The following is a 19,942-nucleotide window of genomic DNA, read 5'->3' as shown; positions in this document are numbered from 1 at the left end:
CCGAAATCCCCCACCCCGCTGTGACTAGGCATCGCAGATGCCAAGTCTCGCTGCCCCTCCCCTGAAGGGGAGGGGAGATAGTTGGGTGAAACGTCAACCCGCATCAAAATCGCCCCTGTCGTCACTGGCTATGGGTGTGATGGTGCCCCGACCAAGTGCTATCAGATGCTGCCTGCCGCCAAATTCGATGACCGCTAGTTTGCTTCCTGCGCCAATCGGTAGAACTTCCACCAGCCGGACGAGTCTGTTTTGCGCCACAGCTCCGGGCAGACCGGTCTGCATCCGCTTCCACATCCAGAGCGAAGCCCAGGCGAGCCCGCCGACCAGCGGCAGAAGCAGCGCCATTCGCAACAGATATTCGAGCATCAGTCGCACCCTTCCGCCGAAACAAGCTCGATGATGCGGATGCCATAGCGCCCGTCGACCGAAACAATCTCGCCGCGCGCGACTAGGCTGCCATTGGCGCAGATGTCGAGCGGCTCACCAACCTTGCGGTCGAGCGCGACGACACTTCCCGGCTCCAGCGCGGCCAGTTCGGCAAGCGTCATCGACGTCGATCCGACTTCGACCGATACGCGCACCGATATGCCTGCCAGCAGATTGACCGGGTTGGTCATTTTGGGCGCCCGATCAAGTTTCGGGGCTTCGCTCATGTCGCTCATGCAGAATTGCTTTCGTTGAGGGTTTCGATACGGAGCGCGGCGTTTCCCTGCCATTCACCCATGCTCGCGCTGGCAAAGCGCTGTCCGCCGACAAGGACTGGGATAGCCTTTGGCATCGCGATCGGCAGGACATCTCCCGGTTGCAGCGCCAGCAAGCGCGAAGCAGGCATGCTGATGCCTGCGATTTCGGATCGGACGGGCAAAGGCACATGGCCAGCACGCCCAATCATGCGGGCCAGCCAGTCGGCAGGGCGGTTGGGCGCTGGTCGCTTGGTTTGTTGTGGGGCAGGGGTGGAAAGCAGCTCGGGCGTGATGGCGACGTGCACTATGTGCGAACATGCACCGGGCAGCATTATATCAACGCCGAGCTGCAGCACCGCATCGAAGCAGTTGCGTGCATCTTCCTGTTCGGAAGGATCGAAGCGGGCGTCGGACTGGGTCAGGCGCGGCCTTGCCGTCTCCGGCCATGCCGACGCCAGCCATTCGCACAGCCGTACACCAAGCCGCCGGGCGTAGCGGCGTTGCGCGCCACCGGCGATATCAGTTACGCCTTCAACCCGATCGCCGCCATAGATGTGCACAAACAGGCGCTCAAACAATGCCATCGGCACAAGGATGATCGCACAGGCCTTGCCAGCATCATTGCGGCAAGCAAATTGGACGCAGGGCTGCTCTAGCTGCCAGCCATGCACCGTTGGCGCGACTTCGACCGCATCGGGCTCCAATCCCGATCGTTCGAGCCAAGCCGCGCATTCGATGCCGAGCCGCTTCGAGGAGAAGCCGTTTTCGGCGATCGCGCTGCGGCCCGAAGTCGCCGCGACCAGATCGAGCTTTTCGGCGGCAGGGATGGGGCTTCTCACTGGATCACCAGACTGTTGAAATAGACATTGTCGATCCCGCCAAAGCCCTCTTTCTGGCGAAGCACGGCATTGATCGCCTGCGTCAATTCGCGTTGCAGCATCTGCTTGCCTTGCGCCGTCGAGAGCACGGCCGGGTCCTGTTCGGACAGCACCATCAGCACCGCCGAACGGATCGGCACATCCTGCCGTTTTATATTGCTGATGACCTTGCCGTCATAATAGGTGGCAAGACTGATCCCGATCTGGATAAAGCCCGACCCGTCAGCGAGATTGGCGGTGAACGGTTGTTCGACCGGAAAATAGGTGATTTCATATTTGCCCGGATCGACCTTTATCCGGTCATTGGGAACCGAGGCAGTACCTTCCTTAAGCGGCGCTTCCTTGTCACCCTCGCCGTCAGCCGGGGCTTCTGCGGGCTCTTCGCTGCGCAGCACCAATTTCGGGCGGTTCGGGTCTTCGGCAGTATGTTTGGGCGCAAAACCACCGGTGGCGTATATTGCCGCGCCTGCACTACCCGCAGCCAGCAGCAGGCCTCCGACGCCGATCAACAGCCACTTCTTCTTGCTGCCTTTCTTGGTCTGGTCTTTTTCGCCTTTGCTCATTCCATATCCTTGATAGCGGCTCAGGCGAAGCGTCCCTGGCGAGGGCCGCTATGCTGATCCTGGTCCTGGACCGTCTTTTGGTCTGACTCCGAGAACGGCAGGAACGGGCGCGGAATTGCACCGTTTCGGTTGTGTCGGCCATCGCCATTTGCTCCAGATTGGAGCGCGGGATCGGCCACCGGCACACCGCGCTGGCGCAATTCCTCGATCAGCCGAGGCTCCTCGCGCGCGAGGATAGCTTTCGCCTCGTCGCTTGATGGCCGCAGTTCGACGATCAAGCCTAGGGGGGTTTCGGTCAGTCCGACATCGAGTGTGCCGAGATGCCTTGGTGTTAGACGGAAAGAGAGTTCCGGAGTGGAGGTTTCACGCGCGGAGAGGATTTCTTGCGACAGGCGGGAGGTCCAGTCGCCTGCTTGCAGGTCCAGCGGAGGGTTGGCTGTTTCGAGTTTTGCGACTGGAGGCGGCGCAGAGATCGCTGGCGCCAGCACCGTTTCGAACGACATCGATACCGAGGTCGCTTCACTTGGAGGCAAGGCTGTGGCGACTTTGGCTTCAACAGGCTGCGCGATCTCGGGTTGAGCAAAACCTATCGGTAACGCATGCGTTGCAGGCGCCGTTGAGCGCAGGGTATGCGCTTGCGGCTGTTGAATCAAAGGCGCCGCTGGAAACCCAAATGATAGGGAACTATCCGGCACAGGCGGGGCCGAAAATGATTGAGTGGCGGGCGATTGCTCCTGTTTTGGCGGTTCAATCGGCATTATGGCGGTATCATCGGGGCTGGTGGGGACGGGAAGCACGCGCACCAGCTCGACAGCCACCGTAATGGATGAATCTATTGGGTTTTCATCGAAGGTCGCGTCAGGGGTTTGCGGTTCGGTCTGCTCGGTCGTTTCATGATCCAGCTTTAGCGCTGCCGTCAGTTCGGCGTCAAATTCTGCAGTCCGCGCTGCCTCAGGTTTAGCGGACAACGGCAAGGATGGCCCCACATTGATGCAGTTCATGAGCAACAGCGGGTTCAAGGCTGCGGCTCCTGTTTGGCTTTTGGGAGGGACTTGCCGATGGCGGTTCGATCTTCCCGCAGACGATCCTCGATGCGCGAGGTGCGCAAAATTCGCTCCTCGATCCGTTCAACCCGGCCCTTTGCCTGCCGCATGTCTTGCACGGCCTCCCGAAAGGTGACTTCCGCGTTCTGGATCGACGGCTGGATCGCAATGCTTGCCGCCAACAGGCGCTCGGACCATTCGCCCAGCGCCGCCAGTTGATCGCCGGTCATTGCCCTGTTTTCGAATAGGATCCCGCTTCGCGCGGCATCGAGGCGCCGGGCGGTGGCGCTCAGCGCGTTTCGCTCGCGTTCAGCCTTGGCCGTTTCAAGGCGTACCATTCGCGCATCGAGCTCATATTTGCGCAGCACGCGGCGCAGGCGTTGTGATCGGCGGGTCATGCGCCAAAACTTTCGATCAAGACATCGCGGCTGTCGGAATAGGGCACCAGCCCGTCTTCGCTTTGCGCGATGAAAGCGCGCATTTCCGCTTGCCGCGCAACGGCTTCGTCGAGCAGCGGATCACTACCCGGGGCATAGGCACCCATCAGGATCAGGTCGCGATTTTCTTCATAGGTCGACCAGAGCTGGCGAAATCGCATCGCCGCCGACCGATGCAGGGCATCGACGGTATCGGCCATGGTGCGCGACAGCGACCGGCGAATGTCGATGGCAGGATAGACCCCCGCTTCGGCAAGGCTGCGCGACAGGATGATATGCCCGTCGACAATCGCGCGCGCGGCATCAACCACCGGATCGTCCAAGTCTCCGCCATCGGCGAGCACGGTATAAATCGCCGTGATCGAACCCCCGCTGCGCCTATCATTTCCCGCGCGCTCGACCAGTTGCGGGATCAGCCCCAATGCCGAGGGAGGGTAGCCTTTCATCGCGGGCGGTTCGCCGAGTGCCAAACCGATCTCGCGCTGCGCATGCGCGATGCGGGTCAGGCTATCGAGCAGCAGCAGCACGCGTTTTCCCTGCGCGCGGAAATATTCGGCGATTGCCGTCGCGCGCATCGCCGCCTTTATGCGCAGCAAGGGCGCCTCGTCGGCGGTGGTCGCAACCACAATTGTTCGTTGGCGCATCGCACCTGTCAGCCGCGCTTCGACAAAGTCGCTGACTTCGCGCGCGCGTTCGCCGATCAGCCCGGCGACGACTACATCGCATTCGGCGCCTGCGAGCATCTGCCCCATCAGCACCGATTTGCCCACGCCCGAACCAGCGATCAGCGCGACGCGTTGTCCTTCGCCCAGCGCCAGCAAGGCATTGATGGCGCGAACGCCACAGTCAAATGGCTGCGTCACACGACCCTTATCCAACGGGTTGCCCTTGCCACTTGCCACCTGCCAGCTATCGGGAAGCAGAGGAATTGGGAGCTTGTCCAACGGCCTGCCCATGGCATCGATCACACGACCAAGCAGCGCCGGGCCGCAACGCGCGAGCCCTGCCTGCCCGTCGGCGACAATCCGCGCACCCACCGCGAGCGGGACATTGCCCTGCAACGGCAAAGCAAGGCTGCGATGGCCGCGAAACCCGACAATTTCGCCGGGAACCGAGGTGCCATCACTGCACGCGATGCGGATTGGTGTGAGAAGGGGGGCTGGAAAGCCCTCGATCTCGATCACCATTGCCTCATGCGCGGCGAGCCTGCCGACATGGCGCGGCGGGGTGTCGTGTAAGCGGATTGAGTCCAGTTGGGATTGCGTTGTTTTCATTGTTATCGGCCATTCTCGGCAACGCCCAGTTGCATCCGCAAGGCTTCGAGTTGCACTGCACGGCCATGTTCGACGGCGCCTGTTTGCGTTTCGAGGCGAAGTGTTCCGGGCGTGAGTTGGGTGTCCGCAATAATGGGCAATCCGAGTTCGAAACCGTCGAACAATGCGACATCGTCGGGAGCAAGCCTGAGAACCGCATCACTTCCGACAGTTTCCGCGATCTGAATCGCCTCGCCAACCTGCCTGCGCAGCAATTCTGGATCGACCGGTGTCGCGCCCACTATCTCTCTAACCAGCCGCTCGACGGTCGTGCAAACCAGATCACGCAGCTTCTCGGGCTCAATGGGTTGCAGCGCGTCAGCGGCCGCGACCAACGCTTGCAACCGCCTGCGCTCCTCCGAAAATGCAGCTTCCGCCAGCGCCTGTCCTTCCGCCAATCCGCGTTCAAATTCATCGACCGGCGCTGATTTTGCGTGGGCCAAAAGCTCGGCCCAAGGCTGGAAAGCGTCGGGCGTTTCGGTTGAGGTTTCGACCAGCGGCACAAATCCCGCCTCAGACATAATCGTCACCCTTGCCGCCGAGCATGACCTCGCCCGAGGCGGCCATGGTGCGTGCGACCGCGACAATTGCCTTGCGCGCACCATCAACCTCGTCGCGCTTGACCGGCGCCATCTCGGTCAGCTCGTCGCGGATGGTATCGGCGGCGCGCGCCGACATGGTGGCGAGGAAGCGGTCGGCGAGCGCACCGTTCGCGCCCTTCAGCGCCAGCGCCAACGTCGCTGCCTCGACGCCGCGCAGGACAGCGCCCAAAGATTTGGCGTCGAGCTGGTTCAGATCCTCAAACACAAACATCTCGTCCTCGATCGCGGCAGCGAGCAGTTTGTCCTTTTTGCGCATCGCTTTGAGCAACTCTTCCCCAGCGGTCCGGGGCAGGTTGTTGACGATCTTGGCGACATCGCTTTCGCCGCCGATTTCGAGCGTTTCGGTTTTGGCAGACGCGGCTTCCGCCTCGGCCAATATCGCCTCGAGATCGTCAATGGCTTCGGCCTGCACCGGCCCCAGCCGCGCTGCCCGCCATAGCAAATCAGCCTGTCGCTCTCCGGCAAGGCCGGTAAGCGCCAGTGCAGCGATTTCGGGTGCGAGCATTGACAGCAGCACGGCCCCCACCTGAGGATGCTCGCCCGCGATAACCTCTGCGATTGTCTCGGTTTCCATCCAGCGCAACCGTTCAAGCGCCTCGCGTTGCGGCTGTGGCGCGATGGCGGAAAGCAGCGATCCGGCACGGTCGTCGCCCAAGGCGTCGGTCATTACATTGCGGATCTTGCGGTCGGCCCCGGGGGTCAGTGCAGAAACTTCGCGACTACCTGCAACAAAGCGCCCCAAGGCCAGATCGACCCTGTTTTCATCGGCCTTTGCTGCACCAAACATCTCGCTGCCTAATTGCCGCACCTCGTCCGGATCGAGGTGGCGCAGCACATCGGCGGCTTCCTTCTCCTCCAGCAGCAGCATCAGGATGGCCGCTGCCGATGCACCGCCAATCAACGGCTTGGTATCAACTTCCACGGCCACGCTCCTGCATCAAGTGGCGCACGATATGTGCAGCACGTTCGGGGTCCTGCTGGACAAAGGCGCGCACCAGTTGCGCCCGCACCTCATAGCCAGGTGCCGCCTCAATCATCGCGAGCGTAATATCCTGCCTGCTGGACTGCGCGGAGCTCTTGCCTTCTTCGCCGGTAGCTTCGAGCAAATGGGTTTCAATCAAGGCGGCACGCTCGCTGGCTTCTGCCGCGCGGCGTTTCATCGCCTTGCGCAGAGGCAGGCCAAAAACAAGCAATACCGCCAGCGCACCCAGAACGGCGCCCATCTGTCGCAGCAATGGCCAGAACCAGGGCTCGTCCCAAGGCGCAACATCAGGTTCGGCGATTGCGACAAAGGCGCGCGCGGAAATCGCGACCTGATCGCCGCGTTCGGTGTTGAAGCCGATCGCACCCTTCACAAGAGCATCGATCTTGGCGATTTCGGCGTCGGATAAGGCTTTGCCATTCTGCCGCACCGCCACCGCTACCGAGAGGCGCTTCAACTGCCCTTGCGGTTGGTGCGTGACCGATATTTCACGGCCGAGTGCAAAGCTGCGCGCAAAATTTTCTTCGCTCGATCCTTGCGGAACAGCTTGCGGCGCGGCTTGCCCTGCCGGGGCTGCAGTCGACAGGCTGGTGGCTGGCGGCGGCTGGTTTGAAAGCGCACCCGGTATTCCTATTGCTGGTGCCGCCCCGCTGCTGTTGCGCGAATTGCTGCCTTCTTCGCGGGTGAGCGCGCGGCTGTCTTCGGGGAAGCTCTCGCGGGTGGCCTGGCTCTCGCTCGCATCGACTGCGGCATTGACCTCGACCGAGAAATTTTCGCGGCCCAATATGGGCGTCAGCAGGCTGATCAGCGCTTCGCGGTAGCGCGCTTCTATCCGGCCCTGCAGGTCGAGCAGCGCGCTGTTGGCGCTTTCAATGCCCGAGAGTAGCGCGCCCGATTGATCGATCACCGAAACCTGCTCCGCTGAAAGACCGGGCACCGATGACGCTACCAGATGGCGGATTGCTCGCACCTGTGCCTCGCCCAGCGAACGGCCCTGTTGGAGGGTGAGCAACACCGATGCTGCGGCAGACTTCTCCTCGCGCACAAAGACACTGGGTTCTTCGAGCGCCAGATGTACCCGCGCCATTTTGACCGCATCGATCGCCTCGATTGTTCGTGCGAGATCGGCTTCGCGCGCTGCACGCAATGTCTCGCCCTCAATCGCGCGGCTAGCGCCCATCGGCAAAGCAGCGAGCATGGCATCACCGCTCGGCTGCGCCTTGGGCAGGCCTTGCCCGGCGAGCATCATCTTCGCTTCGTGCAATTTATCGGCATCAACCGAAAGCGCCCCGCTGCCCGGATCGAGACTGTAGCCGATGCCCGATGCCTGCAACGCTTCGGCCACCGCCGCTTTGTCGGTTTCGGCGAGCCCGGCGTAGAGCGGGGCCTGGGCCGGGCTTTGGAGCGCCAGCCATGCCGCCGCTGCAAGGCCGAGAACGCCGACCAATGCGACGGCAGGTAGAGCGCGCGCCACGGCTGGCTGGCGCACGAAGGCAAAGGCGCCGGTCATGCGTCCGCCCAACCCGGTTTGGGCGTTGGTGAGGTAAGGGGTCGGTGCTCCCGCCGGGATGATCTGTTGCTCGCTCATCGCTTAGACCGGCATGTTCATGATGTCGCGATAAGCGGAGAGCAGCTTGTTGCGCACTTGCAGCGTCGCCTCAAAACCAAGCGAGGCCTTTTGCCGCTCGACCATCACGCTGACGATGTCGTGCGTCTCGCCGCGCTCATAGGCCGCAGACAGATCGGATGCCTTTGACTGCTGCACGTCGACCGCGCGGACGGCGTCGGATAGTGTCTGCGTGAAGGAGGTACTCGCCGGAGGGGCCGTATCGAGCCCCGCCGCACGCTGCAGCGTCTGGTTCTGCGCGACGATGGCGGAGCGCATTTGCAGCAGCCGGTTCTGGTCGATCGGGTTCATTTCACATCCTGGTCTGGTTTCACCCGATCAAAGCAATCCCCGTGCCACACACGGTAAAATCTATATAAAACAGGGAAATGCTAGAACCTCTATTGCGCAAATCACAGCGCGTGACGGAAAATCGACATCCCCGATTAAAGCCCCGCCAATCCCCGCCGTTACAGCTTTCGTGGCCGCTCTGCCCAGAGCAGCAGTCCGGGCCGCAAATCCGGAAAGGAACCAAGATGACCGTAATCAATACCAATGTCAGTGCGCTTCGGGCGCAGAACAGCTCGCGAGTTGCCGGCAACATGCTCGGCACCGCGATGGAGCGCCTGTCGAGCGGCAAGCGCATCAACAGCGCGAAGGACGATGCCGCCGGCCTCGCCATCGCCACCCGCATGGACGCCAAGGTGCGCGGCCTCAATCAGGCGATCCGCAATGCCAATGACGGCATTTCGCTCGCGCAGACCGCCGAAGGCGCGATGGGCGAGATTTCGAACATCCTCGTCCGTATGCGTGAATTGTCGGTGCAGGCTGCCAACGGCACGACCGCGACGTCAGACCGCGCTGCAATCCAGACCGAAGTCACCGCGCTGCTTGGCCAGATCAATGACATTGCCGGTCGCACCGATTTCAACGGCACCAACCTGTTCAATGCGGCAGGCACTTTTAACATCCAGACCGGCGTAGATACCGGCCAGACCGTCTCGATCGCCTTTGTGTCGATGAACGCCACTGGCTTGGCCGTAAACGCGGTTGATATGTCGACGACAGCAGGTGCCTCTTCTTCGATGACGGCCATCAGCACCGCGATCGACACCGTTGCCACACAGCGCGCCAATCTGGGTGCTGTGCAGAACCGCCTCGATGCGACGGTGAACAACCTGACCTCGACCGCGACCAACCTGTCCGAATCGAAGTCGCGGATTGCTGATGCCGATTTCTCCGCTGAATCGACCAAGCTGGCAGCAGCACAGATCCTGTCGCAGGCGTCGACCGCGATGCTGGCACAGGCGAACCAAAGCCAGCAGGGCGTTCTCAACCTTCTTCGTTAATCCCCAGCCCACCGGGTTCCGTTGACTGGTCCTACGGAGCCCACAAGCGACACCCCGGCGGCGCGACCCGCCGGGGTGTTATTCTATGCCCAAAGCCTGCAAACCGGCTATTGACCCTGCCGACGCGCATGCCTATAGGCCGCGTCCTGTCCGGCGCCATGCGCCGACGATAGAGGTTGGCGGAGTAGCTCAGCTGGTTAGAGCGGCGGAATCATAATCCGTAGGTCGGGGGTTCAAGTCCCTCCTCCGCTACCAATCCCCGAAAAAGCAAACAGCCGATGTAGCGGACTTTCCTTTGCACGAATCCATAGGCATAGCCTCGGATTGATATGGTGCGTGCAATCGAAATCGTCGAAGTCGGCCCGCGCGACGGGTTGCAGAATGAAGCGAAAATCGTTTCGACGGCCGATAAGGTTGAACTGATCCGGCGCGCGATTTCTGCGGGTGCGACGCGGATCGAGGTGGCGAGCTTCGTCAACCCGAAACGCGTGCCCCAAATGGCCGATGCCGACGAAGTGGTATCTTTCCTTGGAAAGCCAGAGGGTGTGACGCGCATCGGACTGGTTTTGAATGAACGCGGGGCCGAAAGGGCGATTGCTTGCGGCGTCGATCAATTGGGCGCGGTCGCCGTCGCGTCGGATGCTTTCGGTATTCGCAATCAAGGGCAAAGCAGCGCGGAATCGGTTGCTGTGGCCCAAGCCATCATCGCGATGGGAAAGGCGGCGGGCGTGCCCGCACAGGTAACGATTGCCGTTGCCTTTGGTTGCCCGTTTGGCGGAGAAGTCGACGCCGATCATGTCGTTGCGATGGCAGAAAGACTGGCCTCATTCGGGCCGGTTGAGATAGCGCTGGCCGACACTATCGGCGTAGCTGTGCCTGCACAGGTCACCCAGCTCTACACTGCATTGTGCAGTGCCTTGCCCGACGTGAAATTGCGCGCCCATTTCCACAATACCCGCAACACCGGAATCGCCAATGTCTGGGCAGCGGTCGAGGCCGGCGTTGATACGATCGATGCGTCGATTGGCGGATTGGGCGGATGTCCTTTCGCCCCGGGGGCTGCCGGCAATGTCGCGACCGAAGATGTCGCCTATCTGCTCGCGCGTTCGGGGGTAGAGACGGGCCTGAATTTCGAAAGATTGATCGGTACCGCGCGCTGGCTAAGCGGTGTGATGGGCAAGGACATGCCGTCGATGCTCGTGAAGGCAGGTGGTTTTCCGGAACGGGATACGCACGATGGAAACTGAAAACAGCGGAGCCCTAAAGGGGCTGAAAGTCATTGAAATGGGCCAGCTGATCGCCGGGCCTTTCTGCGGGCAGTTGCTGGGAGACATGGGGGCCGATGTCGTCAAGATTGAACCGCCCGGTGCGGGCGATCCGATGCGGCAATGGGGCAATGGCGTGCATAAGGTCTGGTGGGAGGTCATTGGACGCAACAAACGTTCAGTAACCGCCAATTTGCGCGTGACTGAGGGGCAAAATCTGGTGCGACGGCTGCTCGCCGATGCCGATATCATGATTGAGAATTTCAAACCGGGAACGGTCGAGAAATGGGGTCTTGGTCCTGCAGACCTGCATGCAATCAACCCGCGCCTCATCATTGTGCGTATGTCCGGCTACGGCCAGACGGGTCCTTATTCGACCCGCGCAGGCTATGGCGGAATTGGCGAGGCTATGGGCGGGTGGCGCGCGATTGTCGGCGATCCTGACCGACCGCCAAGCCGCATGGGTGTTTCAATCGGCGACACGCTTGCCGCGACCTATGGCTGTATGGGTGCGCTTGCAGCGCTGCACGCGCGTGAAGCCAGCGGCAAGGGGCAGGTGGTCGATTCGGCACTGTACGAGGCGGTGCTACAGGTAATGGAAAGTATCGTTCCCGAATATGATCTGATGGGGCTGGTGCGGCAACGATCAGGCTCCATCCTGCCCGGCATCGCGCCAAGCAACGTCTATGCCTGCAAGGACGGCGAATATATGATTGGCGGCAATGGCGACACGGTTTTTGCGCGCCTTTGCGAGGCAATGGGCCAGCCCGATCTGGCAACCGACCCCCGCTACGGCACCCATGTCGCGCGCGGGGAGCGGCAGGCGGAACTTGACACTTTGATCGAGCAATGGACGTTGACCAAGACCGTCGATGAATTGGAGGTGCTAATGATCGCGCATTCGGTTCCCGCTGGACGCGTCTATACGGGGAAGGACATGTTGACCGACCCCCATTTCGACGCGCGCGAGGCGATCGCACAGGTTCCACATCCGAAGCATGGCACATTACGGATGCAGGCGCCGATGCCGAAGCTATCAGACACGCCCTCTTCGATCCGTCGCAGCGCTCCCAATCACCCCGGCGAGCATAATGCAGAGGTTTATGGCGCCCGGCTGGGCTTGTCTGCAGCCGAACTGGGTGACCTTGAACGAAAAGGCATCATTTAAAAATCGGCGCTTCCGGTGGCGTTGCAGCCTTGCCATCGCCGCGGATTTATGCAGTTTCATTTTGCAACGAATTCGTGCGAGAGCAACTGAACCGACCGGGAGAGAGACATGGACGCGAGCTACAAGACACTTTTGGTGGAAAAACGCGGGCAGGTCGATTGGCTGACGCTCAACCGGCCGGAGGCGCTCAACTCGATTTCGGTCGATATGGTCGGCGAACTCAACGACTATTTCGGTAAGCTCTATCATGACCGCAGCGTGCGCGTGGTTGTGATGCGTGGGGCGGGCAAGGCCTATTGCGCGGGGCTCGATATCAAGGAACATGGCGGGCGCGATCCGGGCGCCATTCCCTTTGGCGGCGGCTTCGGTTTTCAGGGCTGGCTCGCCGACGTTTACATCAAAATGCGCCGTTGCCCGCAGCCGATTGTCTCGCTGGTCCACGGCCCTGCCTGTGGCGGCGGCTTTGCCTTTGCGCTCGCTTCCGACATCCGCATCGCGGGCGAAAGCGCGCGCATGAACGCTGCCTTCATCCGCATCGGGCTATCCTCCTGCGACATGGGGGTCAGCTATTTCCTGCCGCGTCTGGTCGGTGCCTCGATCGCGTCCGAACTGATGCTGACGGGCCGCTTCATACAGGCGCAGCGTGCGCTTGCGGTTGGGCTGGTGGCCGAAGTGGTTCCCGACGACCAGTTGGAGGTCGCCGCCCAGCCTTGGGTCGATGATCTGCTCAATGCCTCGCCGATGGGGCTGCGCATGACCAAGGAAGGTCTCAATATGGCAGTCGATGCCGGCAGCCTGGAGTCGGCGATGGCTATCGAAAACCGCAACCAGTTGATGACCGCCGGCAGCAAGAATTTCGCCGAAGGGATGCGCGCCTTTATCGAGAAGCGCAAACCCGAATATACCCCCGAATAATCGTTTCGATCAGGACCGAACCATGACAACCGCACGCTACCCGCATGTCTTCTCACCGCTGAAAATCGGCAACAAGACCATCAAGAACCGCATCCTGATGGGTTCGATGCACACGGGCCTTGAAGACCTGCCCGATGCCGGGCCACGCCTTGCCGCCTATTTCGTCGAACGCGTGAAGGGCGGGGTCGGCATGATCATCACCGGCGGCATCGGCCCGCACGAAACGGCGGGGATGGGGGCGAAATTGATCACGCCTGCGGATGTCGCGCTGCACCGGCAGGTGACCGAGGCGGTTCACGCCGAAGACCCCGAGGTGAAGATCTGCATGCAGATACTCCACACCGGTCCGCTGGCAGGCACACCCGATTGCGTCGCACCGTCGGCGGTCAAATCGCGCATCGGCCGCTTTGCCCCGCGCGAACTGGATGAGGCCGGTATCGAGGAGCAGATCGCCGCATTCGCCCGTTGCGCCGCGCTCGCCAAGGAGGCGGGCTATGACGGGGTCGAAGTGATCGGTTCGGCGGGGTATTTGATTTCGACCTTCCTCGTTGAAAAGACCAACCAGCGTAGCGACCAATGGGGCGGCAGCTGGGAAAACCGGATGCGCTTTCCGGTCGAGGTGATACGCCGCACCCGCGCCGCTGTCGGCCCCGATTTCGTACTGATCTTCCGCATAGCGGCGATGGACATGCTGCAGGGCGGGCTGGCCTGGGATGAGGTGGTGAGCCTTGCCAAGGCGCTGGAGGCCGAGGGTGTCGACGTGATCAGCACCCATTTCTGCTGGCACGAAAGCTTTGTGCCGACGATCGCCACCATGGTGCCGCGCGCGGCCTTTGCGCAGGTTACCGGGCGGTTGCGCAAGGAGCTGTCGATCCCGCTGATCACCTCGAACCGGATCAACATGCCCGATGTTGCAGAGGAGGTTCTTGCGCGCGGCGATGCCGATATCGTGTCGATGGCGCGCCCGATGCTCGCCGATCCAGACCTCGTCATAAAGGCAAAGGAAGGCCGCGAGGATGAGATCAACACCTGTATCGGTTGTAATCAGGCGTGCCTCGACCACACTTTCACAGGCCAGCTCACCAGCTGCCTCGTCAACGCCCGCGCCTGCCGTGAGGTGGAATTCGATTATCCGCCGGTATCGGCGGCGAAGCGAATCGCGGTGGTTGGTGCTGGCCCTGCAGGTCTCGCCTTTGCAACACTAGCGGCGGATCGCGGGCACAAGGTGACCTTGTTCGATGCGGCGGAAGAAATTGGCGGGCAGTTCAACCTCGCCAAACGCATTCCCGGCAAGGAGGAGTTTTACGAAACGCTGCGCTATTTTGGTCGCCGGATTGAAACCACCGGCGTTGAGCTGAAACTGGGCAAGCGCGTGGGCGTTGAGGAACTGGATAGCTTTGACGAAGTGGTCGTCGCCACCGGTATCGAACCGCGCCGGCCCTCCATGCCGGGCATCAATCATCCCAAGGCTGTGCGCTATATCGATGTCATCCAGGGCAAGGTCGAAGTCGGCAAAAAAGTCGCGATCATGGGCGCGGGCGGTATCGGTTTCGATGTGGCCGAACTGATCAGCCATGAAGGCACCTCGGCGGCGCTCGATATAGACGTTTTCGCACGCGAATGGGGGATCGATTTCAAGAATCATCCGCGCGGTGGTGTGACCGGCATTGAACCTGAGGTGGCGCATAACGACCGTCAGGTGACTTTGCTCCAGCGCAAGACCAGCGCGGTCGGGAAGGGCCTTGGCCGCACCACCGGCTGGACGCGCCGCATCACCTTGCAGCGGCGCGGGGTGGAGATGATTGCCGGGGTCGAATATCTGTCGATCGATGATGATGGCCTGCACACGCTGGTCAATGGCGAACCGCGCACCTTTGATGTCGATACTGTCATCGTCTGTGCAGGGCAGGAACCGGCGCGCGGGCTGTTCGATGCGTTGGAGGCCGGCGGCGTGAAGGCGCATCTGATCGGTGGCGCGTTCGAGGCATCGGAACTCGATGCCAAGCGCGCGATCAAGCAGGCATCGGAGCTGGCGGCAGTCGTCTAAGCGCAGGGGCTTGGCGGCGCTTGGCTTTGCTGGCATGAACCTTTGGCGCCCCAAAGGCGCGTCTTGGGGAGGGACATGCATTTTAGCGAACGACTGAAACCGCTGCTGCGCGAGCCGCTGGTCCATTTCCTGCTGGCAGGGTTGGCGGTGTTTCTCTTTTCGGCATGGCGCGGGGAGGAAGTTGATCCCGCCAGCCGGACGATAACCATCGATGAGGAACAAGTCTCGCGACTGGTCGCCAGCTGGCAGCAGACCTGGCAGCGCCCGCCGACGCAGGCGGAAATCGACGGGCTGATCCGCGATCATATCAAGGGCGAAATCTATTACCGCGAGGCCAGGCGGATCGGCCTTGACGAAGACGACACCGTCATCCGCCGTCGCCTGCGCGCCAAGATGGAATTTCTCGCCGCCGCTCAGGTCGAAAATGCGACGCCCGACGATGCAACGCTGCAGAAATGGCTCGACCGCAATCCCGCCCGCTACACCGCCAATGCCGCCTATAGTTTTGACCAGATCTATCTGGGGCAAAGCGACATTGCGGTGAAACGTGTGAAAGCCGCACTTGCGGCAGGTAGCGACTGGAGCAAGCTGGGCGAGACGATCTCGCTGCCGCGCTCCTTGGAAAACACGTCGAAAAGCGACGTCGCCAGAGATTTCGGAGAGGGTTTTGCAGCGGCTCTTTCAGCAGCTAAGACGTTGGAGTGGATAGGCCCGATCCAGTCGGGTTTCGGCATGCATCTTGTTCGCATTCGCGCAGTGAACACACCTGACAAACCCAAGCTGACCGAGGTCCGACAGGCCGTCGAGAATGACTGGCGCGCCACGACTATCCGGCAACGCGAGGCGGCGGCCTATCAGGCGCTGCTCGACGGCTATACGATCAAGATCGCCAAGCCGTGATCCGCAGCCTGCTTTTGCTTATCGGTATTTTGCTGGCGGCACCGTTGCATGCGGACGAACTCCGCCCCGGCTATCTGGAATTTACCGAGAAATCGCCCGGCGCATGGACAATGGTATGGAAGGCGCCGATGCGTGGCGGGTTGACGCCGCAAACGCAACCAGTGCTGCCTGCACACTGCAAGATCGAAGGCCCGCCGACGCGCGCGGTATCGGGCATTGCGCTTGTCTCGACTTATGCGGTCGCCTGCAGGGGGGATGTTGCAGGCAGCACGATAGGCCTTTCGAATTTCGAAGCCGCGCAAACCGATGTGCTCGTGCGCGTTCAACCTTTGGGTCGATCGGTGCAGGCGCTGCGCCTCACGCCCGCCGCGCCGATGGTGGAGATCAAGGCGCGGCCCGATCGCTGGCAGGTGGCGCGCACCTATTTCGTCACCGGAGTCGAACATATCCTTTTCGGCTATGATCATTTGCTGTTCGTCGTGTCGCTCGTGCTGTTGCTCAGCGGATTCTGGACGATCGCCAAGGCGGTGACGGCCTTTACCGTCGCACATTCGATCACGCTCATCGGCACGACATTGGGCTTTCTGGGTTTGCCGCAAAGGCCGGTGGAAAGCGTGATCGCGCTATCGATCCTGTTTCTGGCGGTAGAGATTGTGAAGAAACGGCCTGACCAGCCGCGGCTCTCCGAACGCATCCCCTGGGTGGTCGCCTTCGGTTTCGGCCTGCTCCACGGTTTCGGTTTTGCCGGGGCCCTGAACGAGATTGGCCTGCCCGAAAGCGATGTGCCAACTGCACTGTTGACCTTCAATTTGGGCGTTGAAGCTGGGCAGTTGGTGATTGTCGGGGTATCGCTGGCCGTGCTCGAATTGCTGCGCCGTTTCGCCGCCGCGCAGGTGCAACCCGCATTACGGCTTGCGGCTTACGGTATCGGCACAATTTCGGCGTTCTGGTTTATCGAACGCACCTTCGCCTGACTTCTAGTCGGCCAGCGCCGCTTCGATCTGCTCCCGCAACCATGCTTTTGCGTCAGCATCTGCAAAGCTGTGTGAGGCGCTATCAAGAACCCGCAACTGAACATCGCCGCGTTGCCGAACGGTATCGAATGCGCTGCCCTTCCATGCCGAGGCAAAGGCCAGCGCTGTCGTATCTCGGTTGGCGAGCAACAGGGCCGTCGGCACCGAACTGGCTGAAAGTGCTTGCCCGATCCGTTGGGCCAGCCCCGTCGGCGCCTCCTTTTGCGTGGCACGGGCGAGGCCACCAAAAAGCTTCTTGAGGTTGATCTTTCCGCTGAGCAGATCAATCAAGCTGCGCGGGTTTTTGAGCCGCGCCCAATAACGCGCGCGGATCGCGGCTGCCGAGGGCGGCGTTGGCTGGTTACCTTCGCTGTCAGTTTCTATTACCCAGGGATTGGCGAGTATCAGCCGGTCGATGGGCAGGCCTGTATGGAAGAGTGCCAATGCGCTTGCGGCATCGCAGTTGCCGAAGGCGACGATGCGTTCCAGATGCGGCGCTTCGGTGCGGAATGCCGCGAGTGCTGCCGCGATGTCGGCGGCGCTGCTTTCAAAGTCGCAATTTTCGCCTTCGCTCTCGCCCACACCGCGTCGGTCGTAGCGGAAAACCGGAAAGCCTTGCGCCGCGAAATATGCAGCAAGGGCGGCCTGCCCGGCATGCGCCCCGCTGCGGATTTCGTTGCCGCCGCTGATGATCAGCAGGCCGGTGCTCTTGTCGCCTTCGTCAAGCGTCGCGGCGCACCAAGCGCCGTCACAGTCGAAACCCGTTAGCCGCCGCATGAGGCGCTCCACTGGTCTAGATCGGCGGCGATGGCAGCAGACATGGTAGGGTCATCCTGCGGTTCCGGACGGAGCCACAGCGTGGAACCAGCGATGTCTTGACCCAGAGTTCGCAAGGTCAGTTTCGCGACTTCGGCGGGTTCGGCGCTTGCCAGTTCCGCGACCATCGCCGGGCCAAGCAAATTGCCCGCCAGTTCTGTAGATGCTGTCTTCGCAGCGCCCATCAACTCCACTTCGCTCGTCGCTTTGCCTGCTTCCTTGTCGCCCGCAATGCGGGTGCGGATCATCGTCTTGAGCAGGCTTGAGCCCTTGGCAGGGGCCAGCCGCCAATGGGGTAAGTCTGCAACGCCATGATCGACCAGCGCGCCACCGCGGAGCGAGGCGATATGCGTTGCGCCCAGCTGTGTTGCAGCGGCGGCGACAGCTTCGCGCCAAGTGCCAAGGCTCTGGCCTTCAAGTTCCGCGAGGCTCTCGCTGCAGCCCGGCAGGTCTAACAACATGCTCCCCAAGCCGCTCTCCGCCAGCCTGCGCATCGCCTGCGCCAGCATGCGGCGGCATCGGTTCATCTCGTCGAACAGAGGGGGGATGATCAGTATCTGGCGCGATGATCCCGCGCCAAAGCAAAGGACATGCTCGTCATGCCCGGCAAAATGGTAGGTCCGATATTCGGGACGCAGGCTCACTCCCGAACCTTGGCTTTCGCAAAGGCGACGAGGCTGCCGAAGCTTTCAAACAATTCGCCGTCGATATCATCATCATCGATCATGATTTCCAGCCGGTCTTCCATTTCGGTGAGCAGACCAGCGACCGCCATCGAATCGAGTTCGGGCAGCGCGCCAAACAGCGGCGTATCATCGGTCATCGCGGCGACGGTGGCAGGCGCAACGCCCAGCACATCGATGAGCAGTTCGCGGATCGTGGTTTCAACGCTGTCGGGAACGAAAGGCATCTCTTCTCTCTTCTTTTGTCAGTTGGCTGCGCGATAGGCGCGCCATTTGCGGATGGCAATATGGGGCCAATTTGCGGGATTGTTGGGCCAGAACATCTCCAGCCGGTAACGCTCGCACACATCCTCCATCCACTCCGCCTTATAGGCATCATTGCCGGTGCCGAAATCGATCGAGTTGGCCCCGTCAACGTCGATCACATGCTGGAACAACGCCGCCGATAGCAGCGTGCCGGGTGAAGCCTGCATATGCCGCTCATCATGCGCCAGCTTGTGGATCAGCGCGACGCCATTTTCGACTGTCCAGAATTGCGCCGCTACCGGCTTGCCATCGATATAGGCTAGGCCCAGCCGCAATGCGCCCGCGACGCTTTCGCGCTCGGCGATCTGGCGCAGAAATTCGGGACTGCCTTCTTCGGGTTTCCAGCTGCGCGCATAGACCCGCTCATAATCGCGCCAGCTTTCGGCACCATATTCACTTTCGATGCGGATGGTGACCGCGCCGGTCTTGCCCTTGCGCTTCACGGTGTTTTTCAGACGGCTCGGGCGGCCTTCCCAATAGGCATCGAAGCTGCGCCCCTTGACCTCAAGGATATGGTTCTGGTCGCAAACCTCGCGGAATACCGACCAGCCACTGGCTTCAAATGCGGCCTGCACCATGCTCGCGCTGCTATCTTCGTCGGGCAGCGGGGCCAGTGTAAGGCGGCGGGCATGTTTGGATGCGAGGCCGGCCAGGCCGCGCAGCAGCGCCAGTTTTTCGACTACGCTGTCGGCATTGGCGAAAATCGGCGCCCAGGTGAAATTATACCAGTTGGCGAGCGCCACCAGATGGCCGCCCTCGGCCTGCATCAAAGGCAGCCAGCCTTGCACATCCCCACCCTTTGCTTGCAACAGCGCTGGGGTCTTGTCGCGCAACGCGATGCGGTGCAGGCTTTCGAGCCAATCGAGCCGGTCAAACAGGCAGGGCTGCGCCTCGCGGTCAAGCGCACCTGCAGCGGCGGCTTGCGCAGTCAGGAAATTATCGTGATATTCACACTTAACTGCCAATTATCGCCCCCGATTAACCCTGTTAGCCCCGATATTTGACCCAATGACTGACAATTTGCCAGCCTTTCCACTCGATCACCTCGCGCTTCGCGGTGCGCCGGATGCGCCCGCTTTGCGCCTTAAGGACAAGGTCTATAGTTATCAGACGTTAAATCATCGTATCGGTCGGCTGGCCGCGATTTTGGCGGCACGTGATATTACAGCCGGGGACAGGATCGCCACCTGGCTGCCCAAGACCGAGCTCGCCTGCCTGATGCCGCTGGCGGCGGTGCGCGCGGGGCTGGTGCATGTGCCGATCAATCCGTTGCTCAAGCCCGCGCAGGTTAAGCATATCCTGACCGATAGCGGGGCCGTGGCGTTGGTGACGGCCAAGGTGCGGGCGTCAACGCTCTTAAGCCCCTCCCCTTC

23 protein-coding genes and 1 tRNA gene are annotated in these 19,942 nt (G+C 61.5%); 9 read left to right on the top strand and 15 right to left on the bottom strand.

All coding sequences use genetic code 11. The annotated features are described in order from the left end of the window. Nucleotides 1-93: 93 nt before the first annotated feature. Genes ABL922_RS11595 through fliE form a run of 11 tightly spaced genes read right to left on the bottom strand, consistent with a single transcriptional unit; the run spans nt 94 to nt 8,419 of the window. A complete protein-coding gene (locus ABL922_RS11595) occupies nt 94-366 on the bottom strand; it encodes a flagellar biosynthetic protein FliO (protein ID WP_349024367.1) in 273 nt (90 codons plus the stop codon). Next, entirely contained in the window at nt 366-662 is a 297-nt protein-coding gene (gene fliN / locus ABL922_RS11590) for a flagellar motor switch protein FliN (RefSeq protein WP_349024366.1), read from the bottom strand. Before fliN ends, ABL922_RS11595 begins: the two co-directional genes overlap by 1 nt. Further along, nucleotides 659-1,522 (bottom strand): FliM/FliN family flagellar motor switch protein, encoded by an 864-nt coding sequence (locus tag ABL922_RS11585; RefSeq protein ID WP_349024365.1) that lies wholly within the window; start codon nt 1,520-1,522, stop codon nt 659-661. The genes fliN and ABL922_RS11585 overlap by 4 nt, the downstream gene beginning before the upstream one ends. Then, complete coding sequence (locus tag ABL922_RS11580; RefSeq protein WP_349024364.1) at nt 1,519-2,124, bottom strand: flagellar basal body-associated FliL family protein; 606 nt, start codon at nt 2,122-2,124, stop codon at nt 1,519-1,521. Before ABL922_RS11580 ends, ABL922_RS11585 begins: the two co-directional genes overlap by 4 nt. Before the next feature lie 20 nt (nt 2,125-2,144). Beyond that, a complete protein-coding gene (locus ABL922_RS11575) occupies nt 2,145-3,143 on the bottom strand; it encodes a flagellar hook-length control protein FliK (RefSeq protein ID WP_349024363.1) in 999 nt (332 codons plus the stop codon). Next, nucleotides 3,140-3,565 (bottom strand): hypothetical protein, encoded by a 426-nt coding sequence (locus tag ABL922_RS11570; protein WP_349024362.1) that lies wholly within the window; start codon nt 3,563-3,565, stop codon nt 3,140-3,142. The genes ABL922_RS11575 and ABL922_RS11570 overlap by 4 nt, the downstream gene beginning before the upstream one ends. Continuing rightward, nucleotides 3,562-4,878, bottom strand: a complete 1,317-nt coding sequence (locus tag ABL922_RS11565; RefSeq protein WP_349024361.1) for a FliI/YscN family ATPase — start codon at nt 4,876-4,878, stop codon at nt 3,562-3,564. The genes ABL922_RS11570 and ABL922_RS11565 overlap by 4 nt, the downstream gene beginning before the upstream one ends. 2 nt (nt 4,879-4,880) lie before the next feature. Further along, the gene (locus ABL922_RS11560; RefSeq protein ID WP_349024360.1) at nt 4,881-5,438 is read right to left on the bottom strand and encodes a FliH/SctL family protein; all 558 of its coding nucleotides are present in this window, start codon (nt 5,436-5,438) and stop codon (nt 4,881-4,883) included. Then, on the bottom strand, nt 5,431-6,441 hold the full coding sequence (locus tag ABL922_RS11555; RefSeq protein ID WP_349024359.1) for a FliG C-terminal domain-containing protein: 1,011 nt from the start codon (nt 6,439-6,441) through the stop codon (nt 5,431-5,433). Before ABL922_RS11555 ends, ABL922_RS11560 begins: the two co-directional genes overlap by 8 nt. Continuing rightward, the gene (fliF, locus tag ABL922_RS11550; RefSeq protein WP_349024358.1) at nt 6,431-8,089 is read right to left on the bottom strand and encodes a flagellar basal-body MS-ring/collar protein FliF; all 1,659 of its coding nucleotides are present in this window, start codon (nt 8,087-8,089) and stop codon (nt 6,431-6,433) included. The genes ABL922_RS11555 and fliF overlap by 11 nt, the downstream gene beginning before the upstream one ends. 3 nt (nt 8,090-8,092) lie before the next feature. After that, complete coding sequence (fliE, locus tag ABL922_RS11545; RefSeq protein ID WP_349024357.1) at nt 8,093-8,419, bottom strand: flagellar hook-basal body complex protein FliE; 327 nt, start codon at nt 8,417-8,419, stop codon at nt 8,093-8,095. A 224-nt stretch (nt 8,420-8,643) separates the two neighbouring features. Here fliE and ABL922_RS11540 point away from each other — a divergent pair, with 224 nt between their 5' ends. From ABL922_RS11540 to ABL922_RS11505, 8 genes are all read left to right on the top strand, one after another. After that, nucleotides 8,644-9,456 (top strand): flagellin, encoded by an 813-nt coding sequence (locus ABL922_RS11540; protein ID WP_349024356.1) that lies wholly within the window; start codon nt 8,644-8,646, stop codon nt 9,454-9,456. Nucleotides 9,457-9,634: 178 nt separating this feature from the next. Beyond that, nucleotides 9,635-9,711: transfer RNA gene (locus ABL922_RS11535), tRNA-Met, on the top strand. A gap of 74 nt (nt 9,712-9,785) precedes the next feature. After that, nucleotides 9,786-10,703: a hydroxymethylglutaryl-CoA lyase gene (locus tag ABL922_RS11530; RefSeq protein ID WP_349024355.1), complete on the top strand. Its 918-nt coding sequence runs from the start codon at nt 9,786-9,788 to the stop codon at nt 10,701-10,703. Continuing rightward, entirely contained in the window at nt 10,693-11,889 is a 1,197-nt protein-coding gene (locus tag ABL922_RS11525) for a CoA transferase (RefSeq protein ID WP_349024354.1), read from the top strand. Before ABL922_RS11530 ends, ABL922_RS11525 begins: the two co-directional genes overlap by 11 nt. A 108-nt stretch (nt 11,890-11,997) precedes the next feature. Then, nucleotides 11,998-12,804 (top strand): enoyl-CoA hydratase/isomerase family protein, encoded by an 807-nt coding sequence (locus ABL922_RS11520; protein WP_349024353.1) that lies wholly within the window; start codon nt 11,998-12,000, stop codon nt 12,802-12,804. 22 nt (nt 12,805-12,826) lie between these two features. Beyond that, the gene (locus ABL922_RS11515) at nt 12,827-14,851 is read left to right on the top strand and encodes an NADPH-dependent 2,4-dienoyl-CoA reductase (protein ID WP_349024352.1); all 2,025 of its coding nucleotides are present in this window, start codon (nt 12,827-12,829) and stop codon (nt 14,849-14,851) included. 75 nt (nt 14,852-14,926) lie between these two features. Further along, the gene (locus tag ABL922_RS11510) at nt 14,927-15,751 is read left to right on the top strand and encodes a peptidylprolyl isomerase (RefSeq protein ID WP_349024351.1); all 825 of its coding nucleotides are present in this window, start codon (nt 14,927-14,929) and stop codon (nt 15,749-15,751) included. Continuing rightward, nucleotides 15,748-16,725, top strand: a complete 978-nt coding sequence (locus ABL922_RS11505; RefSeq protein WP_349024350.1) for a HupE/UreJ family protein — start codon at nt 15,748-15,750, stop codon at nt 16,723-16,725. Before ABL922_RS11510 ends, ABL922_RS11505 begins: the two co-directional genes overlap by 4 nt. Before the next feature lie 3 nt (nt 16,726-16,728). Here ABL922_RS11505 and ABL922_RS11500 read toward each other — a convergent pair whose 3' ends face one another. The 4 genes from ABL922_RS11500 to ABL922_RS11485 are packed head-to-tail and all read right to left on the bottom strand — an operon-like array spanning nt 16,729 to nt 19,534. After that, nucleotides 16,729-17,541 (bottom strand): hydrolase 1, exosortase A system-associated, encoded by an 813-nt coding sequence (locus ABL922_RS11500; RefSeq protein WP_349024349.1) that lies wholly within the window; start codon nt 17,539-17,541, stop codon nt 16,729-16,731. After that, on the bottom strand, nt 17,529-18,224 hold the full coding sequence (locus ABL922_RS11495; protein ID WP_349024348.1) for a hypothetical protein: 696 nt from the start codon (nt 18,222-18,224) through the stop codon (nt 17,529-17,531). The genes ABL922_RS11500 and ABL922_RS11495 overlap by 13 nt, the downstream gene beginning before the upstream one ends. Then, entirely contained in the window at nt 18,221-18,490 is a 270-nt protein-coding gene (locus ABL922_RS11490; RefSeq protein WP_349024347.1) for a phosphopantetheine-binding protein, read from the bottom strand. The genes ABL922_RS11495 and ABL922_RS11490 overlap by 4 nt, the downstream gene beginning before the upstream one ends. Nucleotides 18,491-18,508: 18 nt before the next feature. Beyond that, nucleotides 18,509-19,534: a GNAT family N-acetyltransferase gene (locus tag ABL922_RS11485; protein ID WP_349024346.1), complete on the bottom strand. Its 1,026-nt coding sequence runs from the start codon at nt 19,532-19,534 to the stop codon at nt 18,509-18,511. A 43-nt stretch (nt 19,535-19,577) separates the two neighbouring features. Here ABL922_RS11485 and ABL922_RS11480 point away from each other — a divergent pair. Next, on the top strand, nt 19,578-19,942 hold a 365-nt coding region (locus ABL922_RS11480; RefSeq protein ID WP_349024345.1), incomplete at its 3' end, for an AMP-binding protein.

Source organism: Sphingorhabdus sp. (genome assembly GCF_040079335.1).
Classification (GTDB): Bacteria; Pseudomonadota; Alphaproteobacteria; order Sphingomonadales; family Sphingomonadaceae; genus Sphingorhabdus_B.
This window is presented reverse-complemented; position numbering and strand designations above follow the sequence as displayed.